The sequence below is a fragment of the Methylocella sp. genome (genome assembly GCF_044226135.1).
In the GTDB taxonomy this organism is placed as follows: domain Bacteria; phylum Pseudomonadota; class Alphaproteobacteria; order Rhizobiales; family Beijerinckiaceae; genus Methylocapsa.
Map to the genome: position 1 here is coordinate 1 of NZ_JBGAHM010000026.1, position 23,667 is coordinate 23,667.

Here is a 23,667-nt window from a genome sequence, read left to right on the forward strand (position 1 = left end):
TGTCGGCAGATGCGGCTCGATCTTTGAAAATTGTTCGTCCGTCAGCCAGAACTGATCCCGATTCATCGGCGCTTCCTTTCGGAAGCCGTGAATCACAAACCGCTGATCACGCCAACCATTTTATGGGTCCAGACCCTAAGACGGATCTTGCGAAGTTTGAGAACGTCTGGGATGACCATCCGCGATACGTGAACCTTGGAGCCGAAAAGAATTTCGCCCGCTACGCCGCCCGGATCGGCAAGGAATGGGACAAGTCGTCGGACAGCTTCAACGAAGCGTACTTTAAACGCGCCGTTGCGCGAGGGATCATATTCCGTGCGACAGAACGGATTGTGTCAGCGCAACCGTGGTATAATAACGGCTATCGTGCCAATATTGTCGCCTATACGTTGGCCGTTCTCAGCGAACTGACAAGGCGGCAGGAAAAAAGTCTCGATTTTCAGCGGGTCTGGAATGCGCAGGCGATAAGTCCTGTCCTTGAAAACACCATCGCGGTTGTGGCTTCCCGCGTGAACGATGACCTCCTGCGCCCGATGCAGGGTATTTCGAACATTTCGGAATGGGCCAAGCGTGAGGCCTGCTGGACGCGGATGCTGGAAAATATGGACGAGTTTGCCGACCTTCTGCCGGATGAGTTCGACGGCGAATGCCTGTCCCGCGACGATCATCTGTCTGAAAAGCGGACTGCCCGGAATACCCAGAAGGTGGATAACGGCATTGAGGCGCAGACGAAGGTCTTCGCGATCCCGGCGGCCAGATGGATCGCTGTGCATGATGCGCTTGCTGCCAAGCGTCTGCTGACGCCGAAGGAGATCGGCATATTGAACGTCGCCATGCAGATGCCGATGAAAATTCCAACAGAAAAACAATGCGCCGTGCTGTTGGAAACTATTGAGAAAGCGCGAGCAGAGGGCATCAGCCTTGATTAATGCCCTCGCCTAAAATTGGATCAATAAGGAGGCATGTCACTTGATTTTCCAGGATGATCTCACAAGCGCCGATAGCACGACCTGACTCCATGGCACGAAGAACTACCAAGAGCGCGAATATCCCATGGACCGACGACGAGCTTAGGCGATCGGTCGAAGTGTATGTGCTGCTGCTTCGCCTTCAGCTTCACGGTGCGGATGATCGATCCGAGCCGCTTGCGCAGACGCTGTTAAGTGGCGCTCTTGCCCAGAGGAATGACGCAGCGATCCGCTATCGGATGCGCAATATCTCAGCCGTGGTTCAGGAACTTGGCGCTCCCATCCTCAATGATTTCTCTCCTGCCGAAAGCGTTGGACGGCTCGTCCGTCCGAAAATCAAAGCAATGCTGCTGGAAGATACCGACTTTGCCCGTATCCTAAAGCCCGGCGTTGCAGGAGAAGCTGACGCCACATCCAATGCACGCACGGCGCTTCGCATCCTCCGCGATCATATTGAAGACCTTGAGCGCGAACTCGCATGGCGGGGGCACAACGGGCCACCTGACCAAGAAGATCACAGTGCTGAACGTGACCAGCTCCAAAATGCACTGGATGATATAGGGGTGATTGAAAGGGAACTGGAAAAATCTAACCCCGACAAGGAAATTGTAAAATCGCGAACCGCAAAATTGCTCGGTCTGGCCGTCGCCTTCGGGAAGTGGTTGGGCGAGCGGACAACGAAGTTCGTTGATGCCGCTCTGGTTGCGGCAGCCCCGGTTGCTGTCGCAAAAGTCACCGGCCTGCTCCCAGCCTTGGTGAACGCTATCGAGGCTGTGTCGAAGGCCATTGCACATTAAGTGGAAGCCCTCCGTAACCGCTTGAAATGCGATATTAGAGGGCTATGGCGAAAACGTAGTGCTCATCACTATCGGTCGCGGCCCGCCAGCAATCTTGACTTTTAAAAAGACGTTGAAAATAAAGCCGATAGGCGGTGGTCTAAAGAAGACGGTAGCCTAAAGAGGACCCCAAGCGGGACCCCAAAGGCAGGCTTCATGGCCCTTCGCTTAAGGGCGCTGGGCGCTAGGCTTTCTTGACCGCCACGAAGACCATCGCAGGGGGCGTATCGACGCCTTCCTCTTTCTCTCGCCTGTCCATCTCCCGCGCAGCCTTCTCCGCGTCTTCTCTGGTCTTGAACCAGTCGGCGTATGCAGTGTCGGGCGTGCCATCTTTCTCGCATGGGCACATGATGAAGAATGGCTCCTTCGGCGCGTAACGCCATGCGCAGCGTCGGACGACGGCGAAATTTGAAAGCAAGACCCGGAGCGCAGGGGAGGCCCGCGCCGCCTATCTATCGGTCATGACGTCGGAGAACCGGAGATCAGGACAATGCCGGCCATGAGCCAGATGGGCGGCCCCCGCGCCGATTTCGACCCGCGCTGGCCGTCGATCGTCGCGCGCGACCGCGCGGCGGACGGCGCCTTCGTCTACTCCGTCAAAACCACGGGCGTCTACTGCCGCCCGTCCTGCCCGTCGCGCCGGGCCAATCCCGAAAATGTCGCGTTTCATCCCACTTGCGAGGCGGCCGAGGCGGCCGGATTTCGTCCCTGCAGGCGCTGCCGCCCCAATGGCGCGGGCGATGCGGCCGAGCGCGCGGCCCTCGTCGAAAAAGCCTGCCGGATCATCGAGCAGGCCGAGCAGGCGCCCAGCCTCGAAGAGCTTGCGCAGATGTGCGCGGTCAGCCCGTCGCATTTCCACCGCCTGTTCAGGGCCGAGACGGGCGTGACGCCGAAGGCCTACGCCAGCGCCGAGCGGGCGAGGCGGGTGCGCCGCGCGCTTTCCGACGGCGACGCCTCCGTGACCGCGGCGATCTATGACGCGGGCTTCGGCTCGAACGGACGTTTCTATGAAACCGCCAGCAAGAGGCTCGGCATGCGGCCCATGGCGTTCAAGGCCGGCGGCGCGGGCGCGGAAATCCGTTTCGCCGTCGCCGAATGTTCGCTCGGGTCGATCCTCGTGGCGCAGAGCGCGAAAGGGATCTGCGCGATCACGCTCGGCGACGATCCCGACGCGCTGGCGCGGGAGCTGCAGGACCGTTTCCCGAGAGCGGAGCTGATCGGCGGCGACGCGGCGTTCGAGCGCGTCGTCGCGCAGGTCGTCGGCTTCGTCGAGCGCCCGTCGATGGGGCTCGCCCTGCCGCTCGACATCCGCGGCACGGCGTTCCAGCAGCGGGTCTGGAAGGCGCTGGTCGAACTCGCGCCGGGGACGACGGCGAGCTACGCGGACATCGCGAGGGCGATCGGCGCGCCGCGCGCGTGTCGCGCCGTCGCGCGGGCGTGCGGGGCGAACGGGATCGCCGTGGCCATTCCCTGCCACCGCGTGGTGCGCAACGACGGCGCGCTGTCGGGCTATCGCTGGGGCGTCGAACGCAAGCGCGCGCTGCTGGAGCGGGAGCGCGGCGAATGATGGCGCGCCCATGAGGGCGGCCGGCGTTATCTTCTCCGACCGGACGTGAGCCAGGGCGCGCATGCGCAATCGCCGGCGCTGAAGCGGCGCGCTTTTCCTTGCGTCGGCGGGCGTTCAGACCGCTTCGCCGCGCGGCGCGAGCGTCTCGCGCGCCCGTGTGATCTCGGCCGGATCGCGCCCCGCATTGGCGGCGAAGGCGAGCAGCAGCGATTCGTCGCCGGCGAGAAAGTCGAGCACGCCCGCCAGAAAGCCCGGCTCCGCCGCCGCGGCCCGCAGGGTTTCGGGCGAAAGCCCCGAAAGGCTCAAAAAGCGTTCGAGCGTCGTTTCGTCTCCGGCGATATGGCCGAGCGCCTCGATGGCGAGCGTTTCGGCGCGCTCGAGGGCGGCCGCACGCGGCGCTGAGCGGCCGTCGCCTTCAATTCTCATGATTTTGGCGTCCCTTCATAAAGGTCGTTCGATTAGCTCTAGGACGACGGGGACGGGGGTTCCCGTCTCGGCCGAGCAGGCGTTTTTCCAAGGATTCGCCCAGACCATGCAAGCTGGAGCATAGTCGCATTCGCCCGAATTTTTGACGTTCGGGCGGAACGCTTCAGCCGCCGACATGGGAGCGCCGGACCGCCGATGGAAAAGACGATTCTGATCGTGGAAGACAATGAACTCAACATGAAGCTGTTCAACGATCTGCTCGAGGCGCACGGCTACAAGACAGTGCAGACCCGCAGCGGGCTCGAGGCGGTGGGGCTCGCGCGCGCGCATCGGCCCGACCTGATCCTGATGGACATCCAGTTGCCCGAGATTTCCGGCCTCGAGGTCACGAGGCGGCTCAAGGAGGACGACGAGCTGCGCGCCATCCCTGTGATCGCCATCACCGCCTTCGCGATGAAGGGCGACGAAGAGAAGATCCGGCAGGGCGGCTGCGAAGCCTATCTCTCGAAGCCGATCTCCATCGTCAAATTTCTCGAGACCGTGCGCGGTTTCCTGAACGAGCAGTGAAAGAGCCGCCGGCGGCGGCGAGCTTGAGGAGTTTGAAGTGACCGCTCGCGTTCTTGTCGTCGACGACAATCCTTCCAATGTGAAGCTGCTCGCGGCGCGGCTCGCCGCCGAATATTTCGACGTGCTCACCGCCGCCAACGGCGCCGAGGCGCTGTCCGTCTGCGCGGCCGGCGAATGCGACATCGTGCTGCTCGACGTGATGATGCCCGGCATGAACGGCTTCGAGGTCTGCCGTCGCCTGAAGGCCGATCCCGACACCGCCCATATTCCCGTCGTGATGGTGACGGCGCTCGACCAGCCCTCCGACCGGCTGATGGGCCTTGAGGCCGGGGCCGACGATTTCCTGGTCAAGCCCATCGACGAAACGGCGCTGCTCGCCCGCGTGAAGTCGCTGGCGCGGCTGCGCGCCACGCTCGACGACCTGCGGTCGCGCGCGGCCCGCGCGGCGAAGCTCGGCATTTCGGGCGCGGCCTGCCTGTCTCAGGGCGAGGAGCCCTCCGGCCGCATCCTCGTCGTCGACGACCGCCGCTCCGCATGCGAGGCGATCGTCAACGCCCTGAAGCCGCATTACGAGATGGAGCTCGAGCCCGACGCCGCCGAGGCGCTGACGGAAGGCGCCGCCGGCGGCTATGACCTGCTGATCGTGAGCCTCGGCCTCTCCGGCTATGACGGGCTGCGGCTGTGCAGCCAGTTCCGCTCGATCGAGGCGACGCGCCAGATCCCCATTCTCGCCGTGGCCGAGCCCGAAGATCGCGCACGCGTGCTGCGCTGCCTCGAACTGGGCGTCAACGACTATATTCTGCGGCCGGTCGAGCGCGCCGAACTCGTCGCCCGCGTGCGCACGCAGATGCGGCGCAAGCGCTACGTCGACTGCCTGAGGCAGAACGTCGAGGCCTCGCTCGAAATGGCGGTGGTCGACGCGCTGACCGGCCTGCACAACCGGCGCTTCTTCGACGGCGTGCTTCCGTCCATGCTCGAGGAGGCCAAGCGCAAGGGGCGGCCGGTTTCCCTGATCATGTTCGACATCGACCATTTCAAGACCGTCAACGACCTGCATGGACATGAGGCCGGCGACCGGCTGCTGCAGGGCCTCGCCACGCGCATCAAGTCGCTGATCCGCCGCTCGGACATCTTCTGCCGCCTCAGCGGCGACGAATTCGTGATCCTGATGCCGGACACGCGCGTCGACGTCGGCGCGAAGGTGGCGGAACGGGTGCGCGCCGGCGTCGCAGGCGCGCCCTTTTTCATCGGCAAGAACCGCTCGATCGCGGCCACCATCTCGATCGGCCTCGCCGAAAGCGGCCGCTGCGGCGCCGACATCCTGCGCGAGGCCGACAAGGCGCTCTACCGCTCCAAGGAGGGCGGGCGCAACCGGGTCTATTTCGACGTCGCGTCGCCGCAGGCCGCGCCCCGCGCGCCAGGTTTCAGGGTGGTGCGGGCGGGCTGACCGGCGCGCGCGGCCGCGTTAAGGAAAGCGGGAATTTACCGGCGCGCGCCATTGCCTTTCTCGCATCTGGCGCGATAACGTCTTTTCGCCGGGCCCGCCAAGGGTGCGGCGTGGCGAGCGTTCCTCAAAGAAAATGTCCGCCGCGTCCTGCGCAGAAGTTTTTCGCGCACTGGTTACTTGACGACGAACGCCCTACGGAGTGCTCAGGTCCGCCGCATCTCCTGGGTCCGTAGGGTCGGCCGGCGCGCAGGCGGTTTAGGAGTGGCCTCCTCGAAACGCCGTCTGCCGCCGGCCGCCTTCGCCGTGCGGCGCTTTCATGGCCGAAGGCGCGTGGCCGACAGGGCGTTCCGGATTCAGGCGTCTCGTCGAAAAAGCCGATCCCCATAGGTCGATCCAGACTGACCGGAGCGCGCTCCAAGAGGCGCGCCCGGCCGTAGCCGGACGCCCCGGGGGCGTCCCTTCAATCCGTCACACCACCACCAGCTCCGCCGCATTGGCGAAGGCCGCGCGCTCCTGAATGAAGGCGAAGCGCGCCTCGGGCTTGTTCCCCATCAGCCGCTCGACGGAGTCCGTCGTCTCGGCGCGATCGTCCGGCAGCACGACGACGCGCAGAAGGTTGCGCCGCGCCGGGTCCATGGTGGTCTCCTTGAGCTGCGAGGGCAGCATTTCGCCGAGGCCCTTGAACCGGCCGATCTCGATCTTGCCGCGCCCGGTCAGAACCTTCGCCATGAGTTCGTCGCGATGCGCCTCGTCGCGGGCGTAGACCTGCTTTGTCCCCTGCGTCAGCCGGAACAGGGGCGGGACGGCGAGATAAAGATGGCCGTTCTCGATCAGCTTCGGCGTCTGGCGGTAGAAAAAGGTGATGAGCAGCGAGGCGATATGGGCGCCGTCGACGTCGGCGTCGGTCATGACGATGATTTTTTCGTAGCGCAGCTCTTCCTCGCGGTAATGCGCGCCGACGCCGCAGCCGAGCGCCAGCATCAGGTCGCCGAGCTGCTGGTTGGCGGCGAGCTTGTCGCGCGTGGCGCTGGCGACGTTGAGGATCTTGCCGCGCAGCGGAAGAATGGCCTGGTTCGCGCGGTCGCGCGCCTGCTTGGCCGAGCCGCCGGCGGAATCGCCTTCGACGATGAACAGCTCGGAGCCCTGCGCCGCGGTGTTGGCGCAATCCGCGAGCTTGCCGGGCAGGCGCAGCTTGCGCGTCGCCGTCTTGCGCGCGACGTCCTTTTCGGCGCGCCGGCGCAAACGGTCCTCGGCGCGTTCGACGGCCCAGTCGAGCAGCTTCAGCGCATGCGACGGCGCCGCGGCGAGCCAGTGGTCGAACGCGTCGCGCACGCCCTGTTCGACGATGCGCGCGGCTTCGCTCGACATCAGCCGGCTCTTGTTCTGGCCCTGAAACTCGGGCTCGCGGATGAACACCGAGATGAGCGCCGCGCAGGAGCCCATGAGGTCTTCGCCGGTGATCGCGGCGGCGCGCTTCGTCTGGCCGATGCGTTCGGCATGGTCCTTGAGGCCGCGCAGCAGCGCGGCGCGCAGGCCCGCCTCATGCGTGCCGCCGTCGGGCGTCGGAATGGTGTTGCAGTAGGAATGGACGAAGCCGTCGTCTTCGGCGAGCCACGCGAGCGCCCATTCGAGCGAGCCATGGCCTTCCGGCTTCTCGACCTTGCCGGAAAAAATCGGCTCGATCACACGCTCCCTGTCGCCGATGTCGCCGACGAGGAAGTCCTTGAGGCCGCCGGGAAAATGAAACACGGCCTCGGGCGGGGTCTGGCCGTTGGCCTCGAGCCGCTCGGGCGCGCAGCGCCAGCGGATCTCGACGCCGCCGAAAAGATAGGCCTTCGCCCGCGCCATTTTGAACAGCCGGGCGGGCCTGAAGGCGCAGCCCTTGCCGAAAATCTGCTCGTCGGGCCGGAAGCTGACGCGCGTGCCGCGCCGGTTCGGCGCTTTGCCGACTTCGAGCAGCGCGCTCGTCGGCAGGCCGCGCGCAAAGCTCTGGCGATAGAGCGTCTGGGCGCGCGCCACTTCGACCTCAAGGCTCTCCGACAGCGCGTTGACGACCGAGACGCCGACGCCATGCAGGCCGCCCGAGGTCTGATAGGCGCCCGAATCGAATTTTCCGCCGGCGTGCAGCGTCGTCATGATCACTTCGAGCGCGGATTTCTTGGGAAATTTCGGGTGCGGATCGACCGGGACGCCGCGCCCGTTATCGGTCACGCGCAGGGTTCCGTCGGCCTCGTAGGCGACGTCGATGAAGCTCGCATGGCCGGCGACCGCCTCGTCCATGGCGTTGTCGAGCACCTCGGCGAAGAGATGATGCAGCGCGGTCTCGTCGGTGCCGCCGATGTACATGCCGGGGCGGCGGCGAACCGGCTCAAGCCCTTCGAGCACTTCGATCGAGGCGGCGGTGTAGCCGGATTCGCCCGGGGTCGCCCGCGCTGGCGCAGCGGGCTTCTCCGCGGCGCGCCGCGGCCTCCCGCGGTCGTCGTCCCGAGCCGGCTGGCGCGCCGCGCCTCCAAACAGATCGCCGTGATTAGCCATGAACGCCCTGGTCTGTCGATGTTGCGAAGGTCTGTCGAGGTTGCGGAGGTTGATCGATGTGCGGACGCCTTATGCCACAGACGCGGCGCGATGGGAACAGAACGAAAACATTTTCATCGGGCGCGGCCTTGTGAACAGCCCATGAAAAAAGGCGGCCTTGCGGCCGCCTCCAGCGTCGGAGCGCTCGATGAACGCGCGGTTAACGCCAATTCGATCCCGACGCGGGGAGCCGGCCGACGAAGCCCGACGGCCGGTTTCGCTCCGCGCCCGAGCGTTCAGGCGCGCGCCTGTGGGGCGGATCGGCGCGATCCGCCCGGAGCCTGTTTCAGGCGCTGACTTCTTTCTGCTTCTTCGCCGGAGCCGCCGCCGCCGGGAGCGGAACCGTCGCGATCGTCTTCAGGATGCGCGAGGCGATCTGGTAGGGGTCGCCCTGGGAGTTCGGGCGGCGGTCTTCGAGATATCCCTTGTAGCCGTTGATGACGAAGCTGTGCGGAATGCGGATCGAGGCGCCCCGATCGGCGAGCCCATAGCTGAACATGTCGATCGACTGGGTCTCATGCTTTCCGGTCAGGCGCAGATGATTGTCCGGGCCGTAGACGGCGATGTGGTCCGCCTTGGCTTTCGCGAAGGCCGCCATCAGCGCTTCGAAATATTCCTTGCCGCCGACCTCGCGCAGATAGGTGGTCGAGAAATTGGCGTGCATGCCGGAGCCGTTCCAGTCGGTGTCTCCGAGCGGCTTGCAATGATATTCGACGTCGACGCCATATTTCTCGCAGAGGCGCTGCAGGATGTAGCGGGCGACCCAGATCTCGTCGGCGGCCTTCTTGGAGCCCTTGCCGAAAATCTGGAACTCCCACTGGCCCTTGGCCACTTCAGCGTTGATGCCTTCGTGGTTGATGCCGGCGTCGATGCAGATGTCGAGATGCTCCTCGACGATCTGGCGGGCCGTGTCGCCGACCTGGGTGTAGCCGGCGCCGCAGTAATAGGGGCCTTGCGGCGCGGGATAGCCATGCTCCGGGAAGCCGAGCGGCCGGCCGTTCTTGTAAAAGAAATATTCCTGCTCGAAGCCGAACCAGGCGCCGGGATCGTCGAGGATGGTCGCGCGGGCGTTCGTGGCGTGCGGCGTGCCGTCAGGGTTCATCACCTCGCACATGACGAGGGCGCCGTTCTTGCGCGTGCTGTCGATGAACACGGACACCGGCTTCAGCAGGCAGTCGGAGCTCTTGCCTTCGGCCTGCCGGGTGGAGCTTCCGTCAAACCCCCACGCAGGAAGCTGGTCCAGCGTGGGAAAATTGGTGAATTCTTTAATGAGAGTTTTGCTGCGCAGGTTGGGGGCCGGCGTATACCCGTCGAGCCACAGGTATTCGAGCTTATATTTAGGCATTTAGTTCCGCTTCCGTTGGAGGGCGGGGTGTCAGCGTCGCTGTTAGTCAGAACGCCGCGCGCAAGGAGTCATGACTGCAATCCGCGCGTGCTCGCGTGACTCGCATCATCCGTGCCATCTCTCCGGAAGATCTCGCGTTTTTGCTCGTGCGGCGCGTCGATGAACGCGGCCTGCGAAAAACAGGGCGCCCGCCCTGGATGGCGCCCGTTTCGCTACGTCGCGAAGCGGGGCCCGCGGCGCCGCGGCCTGTGAAACGGCGAGGCCGCGCCGGCGGGCGAAGACGCAAAAATCAGCTCGGGCGCGGGTCGGCGAGAATGTTGGGCATTTCGTGCTCTTCAACGAGCAGGAGCCTGATGCGGAAAGTCGCAGACTTTTCGCGTCAGGCTCTCATATGCCGAATCCATCTCTGTGGGGTTCGTCGCCGCGCCGGACCTCGCCGGGGGACCGCCGGCCCGGCTCCGGCGTCGGCGGAGGCGCGGCGGGAGTCGTCGCGCAGCGGGACGCCGTTCATGAAAAAGCTGGGCGCCTTCATGAAGGCGCCCAGCTCAAGATCGTGGCGTGTCGCCGTCAGACGATCAGTAGGAGTAATACATGTCGAATTCGACCGGATGCGGGGTCATCTCGAAGCGCATCACGTCGTGCATCTTGAGCTCGATGTAGCTGTCGATGAAGTCGTCGTCGAACACGCCGCCGGCCTTGAGGAAGGCGCGGTCCTTGTCGAGGTTGGTGAGCGCGTCGCGCAGCGAGCCGCACACCGTCGGGATCTTCTTCAGCTCGCGCGGGGGCAGGTCGTAGAGATCCTTGTCCATCGCCGGGCCGGGATCGATCTTGTTGATGATGCCGTCGACGCCGGCCATCAGCATGGCCGCGAAGGCGAGATAGGGGTTCGCCATCGGATCGGGGAAGCGGACCTCGACGCGCTTAGCCTTCGGGTTCGAGGCCGTCGGGATGCGGCAGGAGGCCGAACGGTTGCGCGCCGAATAGGCGAGCAGCACCGGCGCCTCATAGCCCGGGACCAGACGCTTGTAGGAGTTGGTCGAGGGATTGGTGAAGGCGTTCAGCGCGCGGGCGTGGCGGATGATGCCGCCGATGTAATAGAGGCAGTCCTGGCTGAGGTCGGCGTATTTGTCGCCGGCGAACAGCGGCTTGCCGTCCTTCCAGATCGACTGGTGCACATGCATGCCCGAGCCGTTGTCGCCGAAGATCGGCTTCGGCATGAAGGTCGCGGTCTTGCCGTAGCTCTGCGCCACCTGATGGATGCAGTATTTGTAGATCTGCAGGTCGTCGGCCATCTTGGTGAGCGGACCGAACTTCAGGCCGAGCTCGTGCTGGGCCGAGGCGACTTCATGATGGTGCTTCTCGACCTTGGCGCCCATCGCCGCCATGGCCGCGAGCATCTCGCCGCGCATGTCCTGGCAGGAGTCCTGCGGCGGAACCGGGAAATAGCCGCCCTTGGTGCGGATGCGATGGCCGAGGTTGCCGCCTTCATAGGGCGTGTCGGAGTTCGACGGCAGCTCCGCCGAATCGAGCACGAAGCCGGTGTTGTAGGGGTCGGCGCGGAAGCGCACGTCGTCGAACACGAAGAACTCGGCCTCGGGGCCGACATAGACCGCGTCGCCGACGCCGGAGGAGGCGACGAAGGCTTCGGCCTTCTTGGCGATCGAGCGGGGGTCGCGGCTATAGGGCTCGTTGCTGTTCGGCTCGAGAATGTCGCAGACGATGACCATCGTCGGCGCGGCGAAGAACGGGTCCATCGTGGCGGTCGAGGGGTCCGGCATCAGCAGCATGTCGGATTCGTTGATCGCCTTCCATCCGGCGATCGAGGAGCCGTCGAACATCGTGCCTTCGGCGAAGATGTCCTCGTCGATGAGGCTGATGTCGAAGGTGACGTGCTGCCACTTGCCGCGCGGATCGGTAAAGCGGAAATCGACGTATTTGACGTCGTTTTCCTTGATCTCCTTGAGCACGTCTTGGGCGGTTTTCATAGGCGGGCCTTTCAGTCAATGCGCTATGGAAGAGGAAGGAGGAAGGAAGGCGGGCGGGAGGCGTCAGATCGCGTCGGGGCCGGTCTCGCCGGTGCGGATGCGGATCGCGCCTTCGATGTTGGAGATGAAGATCTTGCCGTCGCCGATGCGGCCGGTCTGGGCGGCCTTGCGAATCGCCTCGACGGCGGCGTCCACGACGGCGTCGGCGACGACGACTTCGATCTTAACCTTGGGCAGGAAGTCGACGATGTATTCTGCGCCGCGATATAGCTCCGTGTGGCCCTTCTGGCGCCCGAAGCCCTTGGCCTCGGTGACGGTGATCCCCGCCGCTCCCGCTTCATGAAGCGCTTCTTTCACTTCATCGAGCTTGAACGGCTTTATAATCGCCTCGATTTTTTTCATGGAGAATCTTGCGTCGGAATGGAGGGGACGGCCGCTGCAAATTCAACGCGGCGTTTAGCACTTACGACGAAAAAACGCCATGGCGAATTATTGGGCTTCGTCCAAGGGCGTAGTTCCTTCCTGTCGGCCAGTTTTTCGCCTTTGGCAAGGCGCGCCGGCGCATAAAGCAAGGCGTGCGCCAGATTTGGCCCCGACGGAGGCGGGCCCGAGGCCCCGGGCGGCCCGCCACACAAAGGCTTGAGCTTCAGGCCAGGGTTTAGGGCCGCGCGACGTCCGGGGGCGGCGACGCCGGCCTTGCGGCTCGGCCCGGACGATGGGCGGGGCGAAATTGCATGCCAGACCGGCGCGGCGGCGCGAAAAAAGCGCGCCTGCCTTGTTTTTGGGCGGCCGAGCCGCCGCGACGAAAAACCCGCTCCAGAAAGCTGGAGCGGGTTCGCTTCAGGGGAGGATGGCGAGAGGCCGGGTTATTCGGCCGGCTCGAGAACGACCTCTTCATGCATGGGGGCGTCTTCCTTGACGATTTTGGGCGCGACGACGCTCACCCCGACGCCCGAACCGAGAAGCTGCAGCGAAATCTCCTTGCCGTTGCCGAACTTCACGCCGTCGCGATAGGCGCCGTGCTCGAGCCGCGCGAACACGACTTCTTCCGAAGGACCAACGCCGAGCCGCGTCTGCAGGTCGCTCGAAACGCCTTCGAGCTGGAGCCGCGTGTCATACTGGACGCAAACCGCCGTCGAGCAGTCGCCGGGGGTCGCGAGGCCGATGCTTCCGGAGGGGAAGCGGGTCGTCACATATTTCTCCGACTCGCGCGCCGGCCGCGAGGCGTACATTTCAAGCGAATAATCACACATGTGAACCACTCCAAATGTCTCGAGATGCGGAGACCCTTCCACGCGAAGGCGTTCTCGCCGCAGGGCGACGAGCTGGAGCTACGAGCTGTGATGCAGCCCCTCAAGACGGAAGGGGAGGGTGTGGAAGCCTCTTGAGGCCGGCTTGGGTCGATCCTGAGAACCGCGGGGGCCTGCCCGCGTCGGTCGACGCCGCGCCCGACGATCGTCAGGCGCTCCACTTGCACGCCGCTAATGCGCAACTCTTGTGGGAGTTCGCTCGACGTGCTCTTAAATTGATGATAGCTCAGCGGTTTGCGCCGTCAAGGGCTTTCCCGGAACGCCGCTTCAAATCCTGCCGCGCGCCCTCAGTCTTCGTCGGGGCCGGTCGCCACCGGCAGATCGGGCCGTCCGCCCCATTCGCTCCACGAGCCGTCGTAAAGAGAGACGTCGGCCTTGCCGAGGCTTTCGAGCGCGGCGAGCAGGATCGCCGCCGTGACCCCGGAGCCGCAGGTGGCCACGATCGGCTTCGACAGATCGACGCCGGCGCGGGCGAAGGCGTGGCGCACCTCCTCGGCGGATTTGAGCCTGCCCTTGGCCGCCACTTCGGGCCAGGGCACGCTGCGGCTGCCCGGCACATGGCCCGAGCGCAAGCCCGGGCGCGGCTCCAGCCCCTCGCCCAGGAAACGCGCGGCGCTGCGCGCGTCGACGATCTCGGCGGTCTTGAGCTCGCTCGCCTTCAGCACCTCGGCGGCGGTCGCCACGCGGGCGCGGTCGAGGCGGGCGTCAAAGGTCTTGGGCCTCGGAAGCTTCTCGCCCTTTTCGAGCAGCCGTCCCTCCTTGCGCCATTTGGCGAGGCCGCCTTCGAGCAGAAAGACCTTTTTCGCGCCGAAGGTTCTGAACATCCACCGCACGCGCGCGCCGCCGACGAGATCGGAGTTGTCGTAAATGACGATGGTCATGTCCTCGGAGAGCCCGAGCTTGCCGACGGCCGAGGCGAAGCCCGCTTCGTCGGGCAGCATGTGGGGCAGGGAGGTGGTCCTGTCGGCGATCGTCTCGATGTCGAAGAAGACCGCGCCGGGGATATGGCCGGCGGCGAATTCGGCGCGCGCGTCGCGATGCTCGGCGGGCAGGAAATAGCTGCCGTCGACGATGGCGACATCGGCCGACCCCAGCCGCTCCGCGAGCCATTCCGTCGTGACGAAAAGAGTCTGGGCCAAGGCGACGTCCTCCATGCTCCCGGTCGCGCGATCAGGGCGCGCCGGCGAATCTTCATGCGTCAAAGGCATAGGACGGCCCAGCCGATCTTCCAAGCGCAAGCTGGCGTGGTTTCGCGCGGCGAACCATTTGTCGGCGGCGTCGTTAGCGGCGCGACGCGGGCCGGCCCAGGCGTTTGCCGGCCGTTCGCATCGTCGTCAAAACCGGGAGCCTGACAATGATGAAGTTTTCCGCCGCCCTCGCCGCCGCCATGCTCGCGCTCGCGCCGGTCGCCTCCTACGCCCAGTCGTCTTCGGCAAGCGGCCGCGGCGCCGGCGACAAGGCCGTGGGGCCCGCCTCGCAGAACGGCGACACCTCGACCAGCAACACCAAGGCGCCGGGCTCCATGGGCCGCTCGGCCTATCCAGACAGCGCCCGTCCGTCCATGCCCTCGTCAAGCATGGACGTGATCTCGCCGAAGGATATGGAGAAGTCTCCGGCCCGATAGCGGCCGGATGAGCCGGGCCCGGCCGCGACGCAAGACGCCGCGGCCGGCGTTTCAGCGGCCGGCCGACGTCAATTCGCAAAGGCGCAGCGCGTCGCCGGTCGCCGCGCCTTCGGCCGTGTTGTCGAACACGCACCAGGCCGCCGCGCCGCGGCGGGCGGCCGCCGTGACGAGCGCCGCCACGCGCGCGAGCGCCGCCTCCGCATAGGCCGAGCGGTAGACGACCGGCGAGCCGTGCAGGCGCAGATAGACGAGCCCGCCCCAGCCGCCCGGATCGCCCGCGCCCGGCGCGGGCGCGGGATCGGCCGCCACGCGCGCCGCCTGAACGTCGCCGAGAAGCGCGTCCGCCTCCGCCGTGAACCAGCTCGCATGGCGCGGCTCGAATGCGACGAACCCTTCATAAAGGCTTCGCAGCAGGCTGAAAAACGCCTCGGCCGCAGGCCGGTCGAAGCGCAGGCTCGGCGGCGTCTGGACCAGCACGGGGCCGCGCTTGCGCCCGAGGGCCGAGGTTTCGTCGAGAAAGCGCCGCAGCGGCTCGCCCGCGCCGACGAGACGACGGATATGGGTGATCTCGCGCGGCGCCTTGACGGCGAAGCTGAAGTCGTCCGGCGTGCTCGCCGCCCAGCGCGCGTAGGTCGCCGGGCGATGCGGCCTGTAAAAGGACGAATTGACCTCGACGGCCGAAAGCCGCGCGGCGTAGCGTTCGAGATGGCTTCCCGTTTCCGGAAATCGCGCGGCCCATGGCCGGGCGACGCTCCATCCGGCGACGGCGATCCTGGCGTTTTCGGTCATGCGCGCTCCGCGTCCCGACACGCGCCAAACGCCCGTCGCCGGCGCGCCGTTCATTGACTGTTCACGGCGCGCGAGGCAGCCTCGCCCCATGTCGTTCTCCTCCCTTGCGACGCTTCGCACGCTCGTCCGCCTTGGCGCGCTCGCCTGTCTTGGCGCTCAGGCCGCGCGCGCCGAGCCGCTGACGTGCTTCTCGCCCGGCGAGACGCGCGAGCGCATTCGCGTCGACGGCCTCGCGGAGCCGCTCGCGCCGATGCGTCGCGTCGCCGCGAAACTGCAGGCCGAGGCGCTCAACGCCCGGCTCTGCCGCAACGATGACTCTTTCGTTTATGAAATCAGCGTGCTGACGCGGGAGGGAAAGATCATGCGCGCCTTCATCGACGCCCGCAGCGGGCAGCCCCTCGGCGGCGCGGCGGCCGTGCGCCGATAGGTTTTTCCTGAGACTTTCCGCACACTGCGCCGGCTCCGGCCGCGCGATCATCTGAACGGCGCGGCCGTCGCCGCAACGGAGCTGAACCCATGCGTCTGCTCGTCGTCGAGGACGATCAGGATTTGAACCGCCAGATCGCCGCCGCCCTCGAAAAGGCCGGCTACGCGATCGACAGGGCTTTCGACGGAGAGGAAGGCGCGTTTCTGGGCGACACGGAAGCCTATGACGGCGTGGTGCTCGACGTCGGCCTTCCCAAAAAGGACGGGGTGAACGTGCTCGTCGACTGGCGCAAGGCGGGTCGGACCATGCCGGTGCTGATGCTGACCGCGCGCGACCGCTGGGGCGAGAAGGTGGCGGCCTTCGACGCCGGCGCCGACGATTATGTGACGAAGCCCTTTCACATGGAGGAGCTGCTGGCGCGGCTGCGCGCCCTGATGCGCCGCGCCGCCGGCCATGCGTCGAGCGTCTTCGCCTGCGGCCCTGTGACGCTCGACGAGCGCGCCGGCAAGGTCGCCGTCTCGGGCGCGCCGGTCAGGCTGACCTCGCACGAATACCGCCTGCTCGCCTATCTGATGCATCATCAGGGCAAGGTGGTCTCGCGCGCCGAGATCGTCGAGCATCTTTATGACCAGGACTTCGACCGCGACTCGAACACCATCGAAGTGTTCGTCGGGCGCCTGCGCCGCAAGCTCGGCGTCGACGTCATCCACACCATGCGCGGCCTCGGCTATGTGCTGAGCGCCCCGGCGGACGCGCCCGGGACGGCGCAGTCGCCGGAGACGGCGTGAACCGCCCGAGCGTCGCCGGCGTCTCCATCGCGCGGCGGCTGTTCGTCTCTTCGGCGGCGCTGAGCTTCGCCATCCTGTTCATCGCCGGCGCGCTCCTCTCGGCGGCGTACCGGCAGGCGGCCGAACGCAATTTCGACGACCGCCTCAGCGTCTATCTGCGCGCCCTCGTCGCCGACATCGCCGCCGCCGCGCCCGAGGCGCCGAGCATCGGGCCCGACGAGCTCGGCGACCCGCAATTCCTGCTCGCGCTGTCCGGCTGGTACTGGCAGATCACGCGGCTCGGGGGCGAGCGGCGCGTGATCGCGAGTTCGCGCTCGCTGTTCGCCGCCCGCCTGCCGGAGCTCGCCGATCTCGGCGTGCCGGTCGGCGTCGGCGGCGCGCGGCGCGGCTATGCGCAGGGCCCTGACGACCGGCGCCTGCGCGTCGTCGAGCGCATCGTCGACGCGGGCGACGCCGGGATCTATCTCGTGCAGGTCGCGGCCGCGACGCAGGAGATGGAGCAGGCCATCGCCGCGTTCGAGGGCTATCTTGTCGCGACCTTTCTCCTGCTCGCGGCGGCGCTCATCGGCTCGGCCGCCCTCCAGCTGCGTTTCGGCCTCGCGCCGCTGCGGCGGCTTCAGGCGGCGGTCGCCGCGATCCGGCGCGGCGAGGCGGAGACCATCGGCGGCGCCTATCCGCCCGACATCGCGCCGCTCGCGGGCGAGCTCGACCTGCTGCTGTCCGCCAATCGCGAAGTCGTGGAGCGCGCGCGCACCCAGGTCGGCAATCTCGCCCATGCGCTCAAGACGCCGCTCAGCGTCGTTCTCAACGAGGCCGCGCTGGCGCAGGGGCCGCTCGCCGAGACGGTCGGCCGGCAGGCGCAGGTCATGCGCGACCAGGTCGGCTTCTACCTGGAGCGCGCCCGCGCCGCCGTGCGCGCCGGAACGCTGACGGGCGCGACCGATCCGGCGCCTGTGGTCGAGGGCCTGCTCGGCGCCTTCCGCAAGATCTACGCCGACCGGGGCGTGAGCTTCGCCCTGATCGCCTGCGGCCCGTCCCGTTTCCTTGGGGAAACGCAGGATTTCGAGGAGATGGCGGGCAATCTGATCGACAACGCCGGCAAATGGGCGAACGCGAAGGTCGAAGTCACGATCGAGGCCGAGCCCGCGGCGGACGCGGCCGGGCGCGCCTTCCTGCGCGTGCTCATCGACGACGACGGGCCGGGCCTGCCGCCCGACCTGCGCAGGGAGGCGATGGCGCGCGGGCGCCGGCTCGACGAGACGAAGCCCGGCTCCGGCCTCGGCCTTTCGATCGTGGTCGACCTCGCCTCCATGTATGGCGGCGCGCTCGATCTGTCGGCGAGCCCGCTCGGGGGATTGCGCGCGGAGCTGAGGCTGCCGGCCGCGCCCCAGACGGCGCCAACGCGTTCGTGACGCCGCAGGCCGGCGAAAAATCCTTTGCAAGCCCCGCGCCGCCAACTATGTAGGCGCGATGTTCTGGGCGCTTCTTGCGATCTTCTCGGCGCTGGCGACGCTCGCCGTCGCCTGGCCGCTGATCCGGCCGCCGCGCTCCCCCGCGCGCGGCGCGCTCGAAATCGGCTTCTACAAGGCCCAGCTCGCCGAGATCGAGCGCGACGCGGCGCGCGGCGCCGTCTCGCCGCAGGAAGCCCAGAGCGCGAAGGCCGAGACCGCCCGCCGTCTCATCGCCGCCGCCAGAACGCATGAGGCCGACTCCGCCGCGCCGCAGGCGGGCGGGCGGGCGTCGAAAGCGCGCGTCGCCGTCATCGTCGGTTCGGCCGTCTGCGCCCCGGCGCTGGCGCTGGCGCTTTATTCGGAGATCGGGCGCCCCGCCATGCCCGACCTGCCGCTGTCGGCCCGCATGAGCCAGCCGCCGGGCTCGCTCGACTTCATGGCGGCGATCGGCAAGATCGAGGCGCATCTCAAGAAGAATCCCGACGACGCCAGGGGCTATGATCTGCTGGCCCCGATCTACATGAAGCTCGGGCGCTATCAGGAGGCGGCGGCGAGCTTTTCCGCCCTGCGCCGGCTCAGGGGCGACACGCCCGAGCGTCTGGCGCTCGAAGGCGAGGCGCTCGTGGCCGCAGCCGACGGCGCGGTGAGCGACAAGGCGCGGGACCTGTTCAGGGCCGCCGTCGAAAAGGATCCGGGGGCGGCGCGGGCGCGCTTCTATCTCGGCGTCGCCGCGGCCGACGCCGGCGACAGGGACGAGGCGCGGCGCATTTTTGGCGCGCTTCTCGCCGACGCAAAGCCCGACGCGCCCTATGTCGACGCCGTGCGCGCCCGCCTCGCCGCGCTCGACGGCGCGCCGCCCGCCGCGTCCGCCGTCTCGCCTCCCGTCCCGTCCAAGGCCGCCGAAATCGCGGCGATGGGCGCGCCGGAGCAGGCGACGGCGATTCGCGGCATGGTCGACCGCCTCGCGGAGCGGCTCGCGCGGGACGGCGGCGACGTCGAGGGCTGGCTGCGGCTGGTGCGCGCCTACGCGGTGCTGCAGGACAAGGACAAGGCGCGATCGGCGCTCGCCGACGCGAAGAAAAATCTCGCCGGAGACGCGACGGCGAGCGCGCGTATCGACGCGCTCGCCCGCGAGCTCGGCCTTGAAGGGTGACGCGCCGGCATGACGCGCAAACAGAAACGTCTCTCCCTGATCGCCGCCGGCGGCCTCGTGATCGCGCTGGCCGTCGGCCTCGTCAGCTTCGCCCTGCGCGACAACATCGTCTTTTTCTATTCGCCGACCGAACTCGCGGCCAGAGCCTCGGTCGGCGGCGCGCGGCTGCGCGTCGGCGGCCTCGTCAAGCAGGATTCGCTCCAGCGCGAGGGCGGCCAGACGGTTCGCTTCGTCGTCACCGACACCAAGCATGACGTGCCGGTGACCTACACCGGCCTTCTGCCCGATCTCTTCCGCGAAGGGCAGGGCGTCGTCGCCGAGGGCGCGCTGCGGCCCGACGGCCTGTTCCACGCCGACAGCGTGCTGGCCAAGCATGACGAACGCTACATGCCGCGCGAGGTCGCCGACGCGCTGAAGGCGCAGGGCGTCTGGCAGGAAGGGCGGGGACCGGGGCAGGGCGGCGCGCAGGCCGCGCCCGCAGGCGGAAAGTGAGGGCGCGATGATCGTCGAAAGCGGCCATTACGCGCTGGTGCTGGCGCTCGCGCTCGCGCTCGTCAACTCCGTGCTGCCGGTCTGGGGCGCGGCGCGCGGCGACCGCAGGCTCATGGCGGTGGCGCCGCCCGTCGCCATCGTCGGCTTCCTCTTCGTCGCCTACGCCTATTTCGCGCTGACGGCGGCCTATGTCGGCTCGGATTTCTCGCTCCTCAACGTGGTCGAGAACTCCCATTCGGCGAAGCCGCTCATCTACAAGATCAGCGGCGTGTGGGGCAACCATGAGGGCTCCATGCTCCTCTGGGTGCTGGTGCTCGCGCTGTGCGGAGCGCTCGTCGCGCTGTTCTCGGCCTCGACGCCGGAGGATTTTCGCGCCAACGCGCTCGGCGTCCAGTCCTGGATCAGCGCCTCCTTCCTGCTGTTCATCCTCCTCACCTCGAACCCCTTCGCCCGGATCGGCGTCCCGCCGGCCGAAGGCAACGACCTCAATCCGCTGCTGCAGGACCCGGGCCTCGCGATCCACCCGCCGCTGCTTTATCTTGGCTATGTCGGCCTGTCGGTCGCCTATTCCTTCGCCGCCGCGGCCCTGCTCACCGGGCGCATCGACGCAATCTTCGCGCGCTTCCTGCGGCCATGGACGCTCGCCGCCTGGGTCTTCCTGACGCTCGGCATCGCCATGGGCTCCTACTGGGCCTATTACACGCTCGGCTGGGGCGGCTTCTGGTTCTGGGACCCGGTCGAAAACGCCTCGCTGATGCCCTGGCTGGCGGCGACCGCGCTCATTCACTGCGCGAGCGTCATGGAGAAGCGCGAGGCGCTGAAAGTCTGGACCATCTTCCTCGCCATCCTCGCCTTCTCGCTGTCGCTGATCGGCACTTTTCTGGTGCGCTCGGGCGTCCTGACCTCGGTGCACGCCTTCGCCACCGACCCGACCCGCGGCGTGTTCATTCTGGGCATCCTGTCGGTGTTCATCGGCGGCTCGCTGACGCTGTTTGCGGCCCGGGCCGGGACCTTGAAGCAGGGCGGACTGTTCTCGCCGATCTCGCGCGAGGGCGGGATCGTGCTCAATAACCTGCTGCTTTCGACCGCTTGCGCCACGGTCTTCGTCGGCACGCTCTATCCGCTGGCGCTCGAGGCCCTGACCGGCGAAAAGATCTCCGTCGGGCCGCCCTTCTTCAACCTCACCTTCGTCCCGCTCGTCCTGCCCCTGTTCCTCGCCATGCCGGTCGGCCAGACGCTCGCCTGGAAGCGCGGCGACCTTTTGGGCGCGGCGCAGCGGCTCGCCTACGCGGTGTTCGCCGGCTTCGCCGCCGCCGCCGCGCTCGCCGCGATCCATGGCGGGCCGGCGCTGAGCTTCATTCTCGGCGGGCTTGCGGCCTATGTCGTGTTCGGCTCTTTCGCCGACGTCGGGCGGCGCCTGTTCGCCCGCCCGACCGGGGGTGGGCTTTCCGCCGGCCTCGTGGCGCGCCGCTTCGCCGGCCTGCCGCGCGCGACGCTCGGGACCGCCTTCGCCCACGCCGGCATGGGCGTGACTCTTCTGGGCCTCGCCGCCACCGGCTGGGGCGTCGAGAAGGTGACCACGCTGCGCCCGGGCGAGACCGTCGAACTCGGGCCTTACCGCCTTGTGTTTCATGAGCTTTCGCGCCGCGAGGGGCCGAATTACTCCGAAATCGTCGGACCCGCCTCGATTTTCTCAGGCGACGCCAAGGTCGCCGAGATCGAGCCGTCGCTGCGCTCCTATCCGACGCGGCGGATGAACCGCACCGAGGCCGGCATCGCCACGCTGCGCCTCGGCCAGGTCTATATGAGCATCGGCGGAATCGAGGCCGACGGAAAGGCCGACGCGCGCATCTTCTGGAAGCCGCTCGTCACGCTGATCTGGGGCGGCGCCCTGATCACCGCCTTCGGCGGGGCGCTCTCGCTCAGCGACCGGCGCTACAGGATCGGCGCGGCGCGGCGCGCGAGCCTGCGCCCGCAGGCTGCGCCGGCGCCTGCGGAGTGATTCCGATGCGCCGCCTTTTCGCGCCGGCTTTCGTCGCGCTTCTCATCCTCGCGCCGCTTTCGGCGCGTGCGGTCGAGCCTGACGAGATTCTGGCCGACCGCACGCTCGAGGCGCGAGCCCGGGCCCTGTCGGCCGAACTGCGCTGCATGGTCTGCCAGAACGAATCGATCGACGAATCGCATGCGCCGCTTGCGCGCGACCTGCGGCTTCTGGTGCGCGAAAAGCTTCAGGCGGGCGACAGCGACGCGGCGATCCGCGACTATCTCGTGCGGCGCTACGGCGATTTCATCCTGCTCAGGCCGCCGCTGCGGGCGGGGACGCTCGCGCTCTGGGGGGCGCCGGCGGCGATCCTGCTGCTTGGCGGAGCCTTCGTCTTTCTGCATTTGCGCCGTCGCGCCGCCGTAACCGCCGCGCCGCCGCTCAGCGCCGCCGAGACGCAGGAGCTCCAGTCGCTGCTCGAGCGCGACGAGCGCGACCGGGCTTAAGGTTCGCCGCGGGCTTCGGCGCGCGGCAGGGCTTCGAGCGCCTCGGCTCCGGACACGATCCGGCCGCGCGGCCAGGCCCAGAAATCGCCATGCTGCGCCATGGCCGCGGCGAGCAGGCGGCGATAGTCGGCCTTGGCGATCTCGACCGCGCCGAGCGACTCAAGATGCGGCGTCACGAATTGCGCGTCGAGCAGCAGGAAGCGGCCCTGGCGCAGGCGCGCGACGAGATGGGCGAGCGCCACCTTCGAGGCGTCGGTCTTGCGGTGAAACATGCTTTCGCCGAAAAAGGCCGCGCCGAGATGCACGCCGTAAAGCCCGCCGACGAGCGCCCCCTCGAACCAGGCCTCGACCGTATGCACGCGGCCCTGGTCAAAAAGCTGGCGGTAGAGCCGGCGGATGCGGTCGTTGATCCAGGTCTTGTCGCGATCGGGGTAGGATCTGGCGCAGCCGTCGATCACCGCGTCGAAATCATGGTCGACGCGGACCTCGAAAAGGTCGGAGCGAATGGTCTTGCGCAGGCTGCGCGACAGTTTCAGGCCGTCGAGCGGGAAAATTCCGCGCTGCTCCGGATCGACCCAGAAGAGATTGGCGTCCTCGGCGCTCTCGGCCATGGGGAACAGGCCGATCGAATAGGCGCGCAGGAGAATGTCGGGCGTGATCTCGAACGGGTCGCGGGCTCGGGTCATGGGCGATCTTCGCGCTTGCTGCGGAGCCCCTGAAATGCGGGGCGCGTCGAGAATGCGCGCTCGCCCGCGCCGGCGCAATCGCCCGCGCCCCGAATGCGTGGGGCGGCGAGGTCTCATATTCCGCTTTCGTCGTCGCGAAAGCGTCCTATAAGGCGGTGCTTTCCTGATCCGGCCCGGGCCGGACGCGCCGCATCCGAGCCATGCTGTCAGCCGTCGTCCTCTATGAAGCCAGCGCCGCCGTCGACGTCGAGCCTGTCGAATGTCTGGTGCGCAGCCTCGCGTCTCTGGTCCGGGCGAATGTCGAAGGGCTGGTGCGCGACGTGCGCATCGCCGGGCCAAGAGGCGCGGGCCTCGACATCGTCGCGGACCACGCCGGCTGCGGCCTGATCGAGGCCGACGAGAAGACCGAGCGGATGCGCGCGGCGATCAGCGCGGCGCACGGCCCGCATCTGCTTCTGCTGCGCGCGGGCTTCGCGCCGCAGCAGGGCTTCATCGAGGAGGCGGGCGATTTCCTGCAGGTCGACCGCGCCGGGACGGCCTTTTTGCGCGCCGTGCCTGAGCGCCTGCTCGAGCGCCTGTTTCCGCGCGCCGCGCCGCTCGCCGGTCTGATCGCGCCGCGCGAGCGCTGCCTGCGCGCCCTGGCCGGCGATCTTTCGGCGCTCGCTGTGGCGGTCGCCCCCGCGATCACGCTGCGCACGCCGGCGCGACGCGTGGCCTGAGGGCGTGGAGCCGCCCGACGGCGTGC

23 protein-coding genes are annotated in these 23,667 nt (G+C 67.4%); 14 read left to right on the plus strand and 9 right to left on the minus strand.

The features are described 5' to 3' along the window. The 3 genes from ACILRB_RS11395 to ada form a co-directional block, all read left to right on the plus strand. The coding region (locus ACILRB_RS11395; RefSeq protein ID WP_395666408.1) for an AIPR family protein at positions 1-929 on the plus strand (929 nt) is incomplete at its 5' end. 158 nt (positions 930-1,087) lie between these two features. Next, a complete protein-coding gene (locus tag ACILRB_RS11400; protein WP_395666409.1) occupies positions 1,088-1,765 on the plus strand; it encodes a hypothetical protein in 678 nt (225 codons plus the stop codon). A gap of 538 nt (positions 1,766-2,303) precedes the next feature. After that, positions 2,304-3,371 carry a bifunctional DNA-binding transcriptional regulator/O6-methylguanine-DNA methyltransferase Ada gene (ada, locus tag ACILRB_RS11405; protein ID WP_395666410.1) on the plus strand — a complete coding sequence of 356 codons (1,068 nt, stop codon included), beginning with the start codon at positions 2,304-2,306 and terminating at the stop codon, positions 3,369-3,371. 114 nt (positions 3,372-3,485) lie between these two features. Here ada and ACILRB_RS11410 read toward each other — a convergent pair whose 3' ends face one another. After that, on the minus strand, positions 3,486-3,797 hold the full coding sequence (locus ACILRB_RS11410; protein ID WP_395666411.1) for a DUF3572 domain-containing protein: 312 nt from the start codon (positions 3,795-3,797) through the stop codon (positions 3,486-3,488). Between the two features lie 195 nt (positions 3,798-3,992). On the opposite strand from ACILRB_RS11410, the gene ACILRB_RS11415 reads away from it, so the two are divergent. Further along, a complete protein-coding gene (locus tag ACILRB_RS11415; RefSeq protein WP_395666412.1) occupies positions 3,993-4,364 on the plus strand; it encodes a response regulator in 372 nt (123 codons plus the stop codon). 37 nt (positions 4,365-4,401) lie between these two features. After that, complete coding sequence (locus ACILRB_RS11420; protein ID WP_395666413.1) at positions 4,402-5,811, plus strand: PleD family two-component system response regulator; 1,410 nt, start codon at positions 4,402-4,404, stop codon at positions 5,809-5,811. 468 nt (positions 5,812-6,279) lie between these two features. Here ACILRB_RS11420 and parE read toward each other — a convergent pair whose 3' ends face one another. The 6 genes from parE to sseA all read right to left on the minus strand — a co-directional run bounded on the left by parE (position 6,280) and on the right by sseA (position 14,179). Beyond that, positions 6,280-8,346, minus strand: coding sequence for a DNA topoisomerase IV subunit B (parE, locus tag ACILRB_RS11425; protein WP_395666414.1), 2,067 nt, complete (start codon positions 8,344-8,346; stop codon positions 6,280-6,282). A 325-nt stretch (positions 8,347-8,671) separates the two neighbouring features. Beyond that, a complete protein-coding gene (locus ACILRB_RS11430; protein ID WP_395666415.1) occupies positions 8,672-9,730 on the minus strand; it encodes a glutamine synthetase beta-grasp domain-containing protein in 1,059 nt (352 codons plus the stop codon). A gap of 575 nt (positions 9,731-10,305) precedes the next feature. Next, positions 10,306-11,715, minus strand: coding sequence for a type I glutamate--ammonia ligase (gene glnA, locus ACILRB_RS11435; protein WP_395666416.1), 1,410 nt, complete (start codon positions 11,713-11,715; stop codon positions 10,306-10,308). Positions 11,716-11,778: 63 nt separating this feature from the next. Beyond that, complete coding sequence (locus tag ACILRB_RS11440) at positions 11,779-12,117, minus strand: P-II family nitrogen regulator (protein WP_395666417.1); 339 nt, start codon at positions 12,115-12,117, stop codon at positions 11,779-11,781. Between the two features lie 464 nt (positions 12,118-12,581). Then, complete coding sequence (locus tag ACILRB_RS11445; protein ID WP_395666418.1) at positions 12,582-12,968, minus strand: hypothetical protein; 387 nt, start codon at positions 12,966-12,968, stop codon at positions 12,582-12,584. Positions 12,969-13,312: 344 nt separating this feature from the next. Further along, positions 13,313-14,179 carry a 3-mercaptopyruvate sulfurtransferase gene (gene sseA, locus ACILRB_RS11450; RefSeq protein ID WP_395666419.1) on the minus strand — a complete coding sequence of 289 codons (867 nt, stop codon included), beginning with the start codon at positions 14,177-14,179 and terminating at the stop codon, positions 13,313-13,315. A 200-nt stretch (positions 14,180-14,379) separates the two neighbouring features. Between sseA and ACILRB_RS11455 the strand changes: the two genes are divergently transcribed. Next, positions 14,380-14,649, plus strand: coding sequence for a hypothetical protein (locus tag ACILRB_RS11455; protein WP_395666420.1), 270 nt, complete (start codon positions 14,380-14,382; stop codon positions 14,647-14,649). A 51-nt stretch (positions 14,650-14,700) separates the two neighbouring features. On the opposite strand, the gene ACILRB_RS11460 is transcribed toward ACILRB_RS11455, so the two are convergent. After that, complete coding sequence (locus tag ACILRB_RS11460; protein ID WP_395666421.1) at positions 14,701-15,438, minus strand: DUF72 domain-containing protein; 738 nt, start codon at positions 15,436-15,438, stop codon at positions 14,701-14,703. Between the two features lie 88 nt (positions 15,439-15,526). Here ACILRB_RS11460 and ACILRB_RS11465 point away from each other — a divergent pair, with 88 nt between their 5' ends. From ACILRB_RS11465 to ACILRB_RS11495, 7 genes are all read left to right on the plus strand, one after another. Further along, positions 15,527-15,865 (plus strand): PepSY domain-containing protein, encoded by a 339-nt coding sequence (locus tag ACILRB_RS11465; RefSeq protein ID WP_395666422.1) that lies wholly within the window; start codon positions 15,527-15,529, stop codon positions 15,863-15,865. A gap of 89 nt (positions 15,866-15,954) precedes the next feature. Then, on the plus strand, positions 15,955-16,653 hold the full coding sequence (locus ACILRB_RS11470; protein WP_395666423.1) for a response regulator transcription factor: 699 nt from the start codon (positions 15,955-15,957) through the stop codon (positions 16,651-16,653). Next, positions 16,650-18,065, plus strand: coding sequence for an ATP-binding protein (locus ACILRB_RS11475; RefSeq protein WP_395666424.1), 1,416 nt, complete (start codon positions 16,650-16,652; stop codon positions 18,063-18,065). The genes ACILRB_RS11470 and ACILRB_RS11475 overlap by 4 nt, the downstream gene beginning before the upstream one ends. A gap of 58 nt (positions 18,066-18,123) precedes the next feature. Continuing rightward, positions 18,124-19,257 (plus strand): c-type cytochrome biogenesis protein CcmI, encoded by a 1,134-nt coding sequence (gene ccmI, locus ACILRB_RS11480; protein WP_395666425.1) that lies wholly within the window; start codon positions 18,124-18,126, stop codon positions 19,255-19,257. 9 nt (positions 19,258-19,266) lie between these two features. Continuing rightward, positions 19,267-19,749 carry a cytochrome c maturation protein CcmE gene (ccmE, locus tag ACILRB_RS11485; RefSeq protein ID WP_395666426.1) on the plus strand — a complete coding sequence of 161 codons (483 nt, stop codon included), beginning with the start codon at positions 19,267-19,269 and terminating at the stop codon, positions 19,747-19,749. 7 nt (positions 19,750-19,756) lie between these two features. Then, positions 19,757-21,751 (plus strand): heme lyase CcmF/NrfE family subunit, encoded by a 1,995-nt coding sequence (locus ACILRB_RS11490; protein ID WP_395666427.1) that lies wholly within the window; start codon positions 19,757-19,759, stop codon positions 21,749-21,751. Positions 21,752-21,756: 5 nt separating this feature from the next. Next, positions 21,757-22,236 carry a cytochrome c-type biogenesis protein CcmH gene (locus tag ACILRB_RS11495; protein ID WP_395666428.1) on the plus strand — a complete coding sequence of 160 codons (480 nt, stop codon included), beginning with the start codon at positions 21,757-21,759 and terminating at the stop codon, positions 22,234-22,236. Here the strand turns inward: ACILRB_RS11495 and aat are convergent. After that, positions 22,233-22,922: a leucyl/phenylalanyl-tRNA--protein transferase gene (gene aat / locus ACILRB_RS11500; RefSeq protein WP_395666429.1), complete on the minus strand. Its 690-nt coding sequence runs from the start codon at positions 22,920-22,922 to the stop codon at positions 22,233-22,235. The genes ACILRB_RS11495 and aat overlap by 4 nt on opposite strands. Positions 22,923-23,122: 200 nt before the next feature. Between aat and ACILRB_RS11505 the strand changes: the two genes are divergently transcribed. Then, on the plus strand, positions 23,123-23,641 hold the full coding sequence (locus tag ACILRB_RS11505) for a transposase (RefSeq protein ID WP_395666430.1): 519 nt from the start codon (positions 23,123-23,125) through the stop codon (positions 23,639-23,641). Positions 23,642-23,667: the final 26 nt, after the last annotated feature.

Bases quoted from the DNA above. Each gene is read 5' to 3' on its own strand.
- sseA (WP_395666419.1), bottom strand. From the start codon at position 14,179: ATGGAGGACGTCGCCTTGGCCCAGACTCTTTTCGTCACGACGGAATGG.
- ACILRB_RS11495 (WP_395666428.1), top strand. From the start codon at position 21,757: ATGCGCCGCCTTTTCGCGCCGGCTTTCGTCGCGCTTCTCATCCTCGCG.
- ACILRB_RS11460 (WP_395666421.1), bottom strand. From the start codon at position 15,438: ATGACCGAAAACGCCAGGATCGCCGTCGCCGGATGGAGCGTCGCCCGG.
- ACILRB_RS11410 (WP_395666411.1), bottom strand. From the start codon at position 3,797: ATGAGAATTGAAGGCGACGGCCGCTCAGCGCCGCGTGCGGCCGCCCTC.
- ACILRB_RS11470 (WP_395666423.1), top strand. From the start codon at position 15,955: ATGCGTCTGCTCGTCGTCGAGGACGATCAGGATTTGAACCGCCAGATC.
- ccmI (WP_395666425.1), top strand. From the start codon at position 18,124: ATGTTCTGGGCGCTTCTTGCGATCTTCTCGGCGCTGGCGACGCTCGCC.
- ccmE (WP_395666426.1), top strand. From the start codon at position 19,267: ATGACGCGCAAACAGAAACGTCTCTCCCTGATCGCCGCCGGCGGCCTC.
- ada (WP_395666410.1), top strand. From the start codon at position 2,304: ATGAGCCAGATGGGCGGCCCCCGCGCCGATTTCGACCCGCGCTGGCCG.
- ACILRB_RS11445 (WP_395666418.1), bottom strand. From the start codon at position 12,968: ATGTGTGATTATTCGCTTGAAATGTACGCCTCGCGGCCGGCGCGCGAG.
- parE (WP_395666414.1), bottom strand. From the start codon at position 8,346: ATGGCTAATCACGGCGATCTGTTTGGAGGCGCGGCGCGCCAGCCGGCT.
- glnA (WP_395666416.1), bottom strand. From the start codon at position 11,715: ATGAAAACCGCCCAAGACGTGCTCAAGGAGATCAAGGAAAACGACGTC.
- ACILRB_RS11455 (WP_395666420.1), top strand. From the start codon at position 14,380: ATGATGAAGTTTTCCGCCGCCCTCGCCGCCGCCATGCTCGCGCTCGCG.
- ACILRB_RS11415 (WP_395666412.1), top strand. From the start codon at position 3,993: ATGGAAAAGACGATTCTGATCGTGGAAGACAATGAACTCAACATGAAG.
- ACILRB_RS11430 (WP_395666415.1), bottom strand. From the start codon at position 9,730: ATGCCTAAATATAAGCTCGAATACCTGTGGCTCGACGGGTATACGCCG.
- aat (WP_395666429.1), bottom strand. From the start codon at position 22,922: ATGACCCGAGCCCGCGACCCGTTCGAGATCACGCCCGACATTCTCCTG.
- ACILRB_RS11465 (WP_395666422.1), top strand. From the start codon at position 15,527: ATGTCGTTCTCCTCCCTTGCGACGCTTCGCACGCTCGTCCGCCTTGGC.
- ACILRB_RS11440 (WP_395666417.1), bottom strand. From the start codon at position 12,117: ATGAAAAAAATCGAGGCGATTATAAAGCCGTTCAAGCTCGATGAAGTG.
- ACILRB_RS11505 (WP_395666430.1), top strand. From the start codon at position 23,123: ATGCTGTCAGCCGTCGTCCTCTATGAAGCCAGCGCCGCCGTCGACGTC.
- ACILRB_RS11490 (WP_395666427.1), top strand. From the start codon at position 19,757: ATGATCGTCGAAAGCGGCCATTACGCGCTGGTGCTGGCGCTCGCGCTC.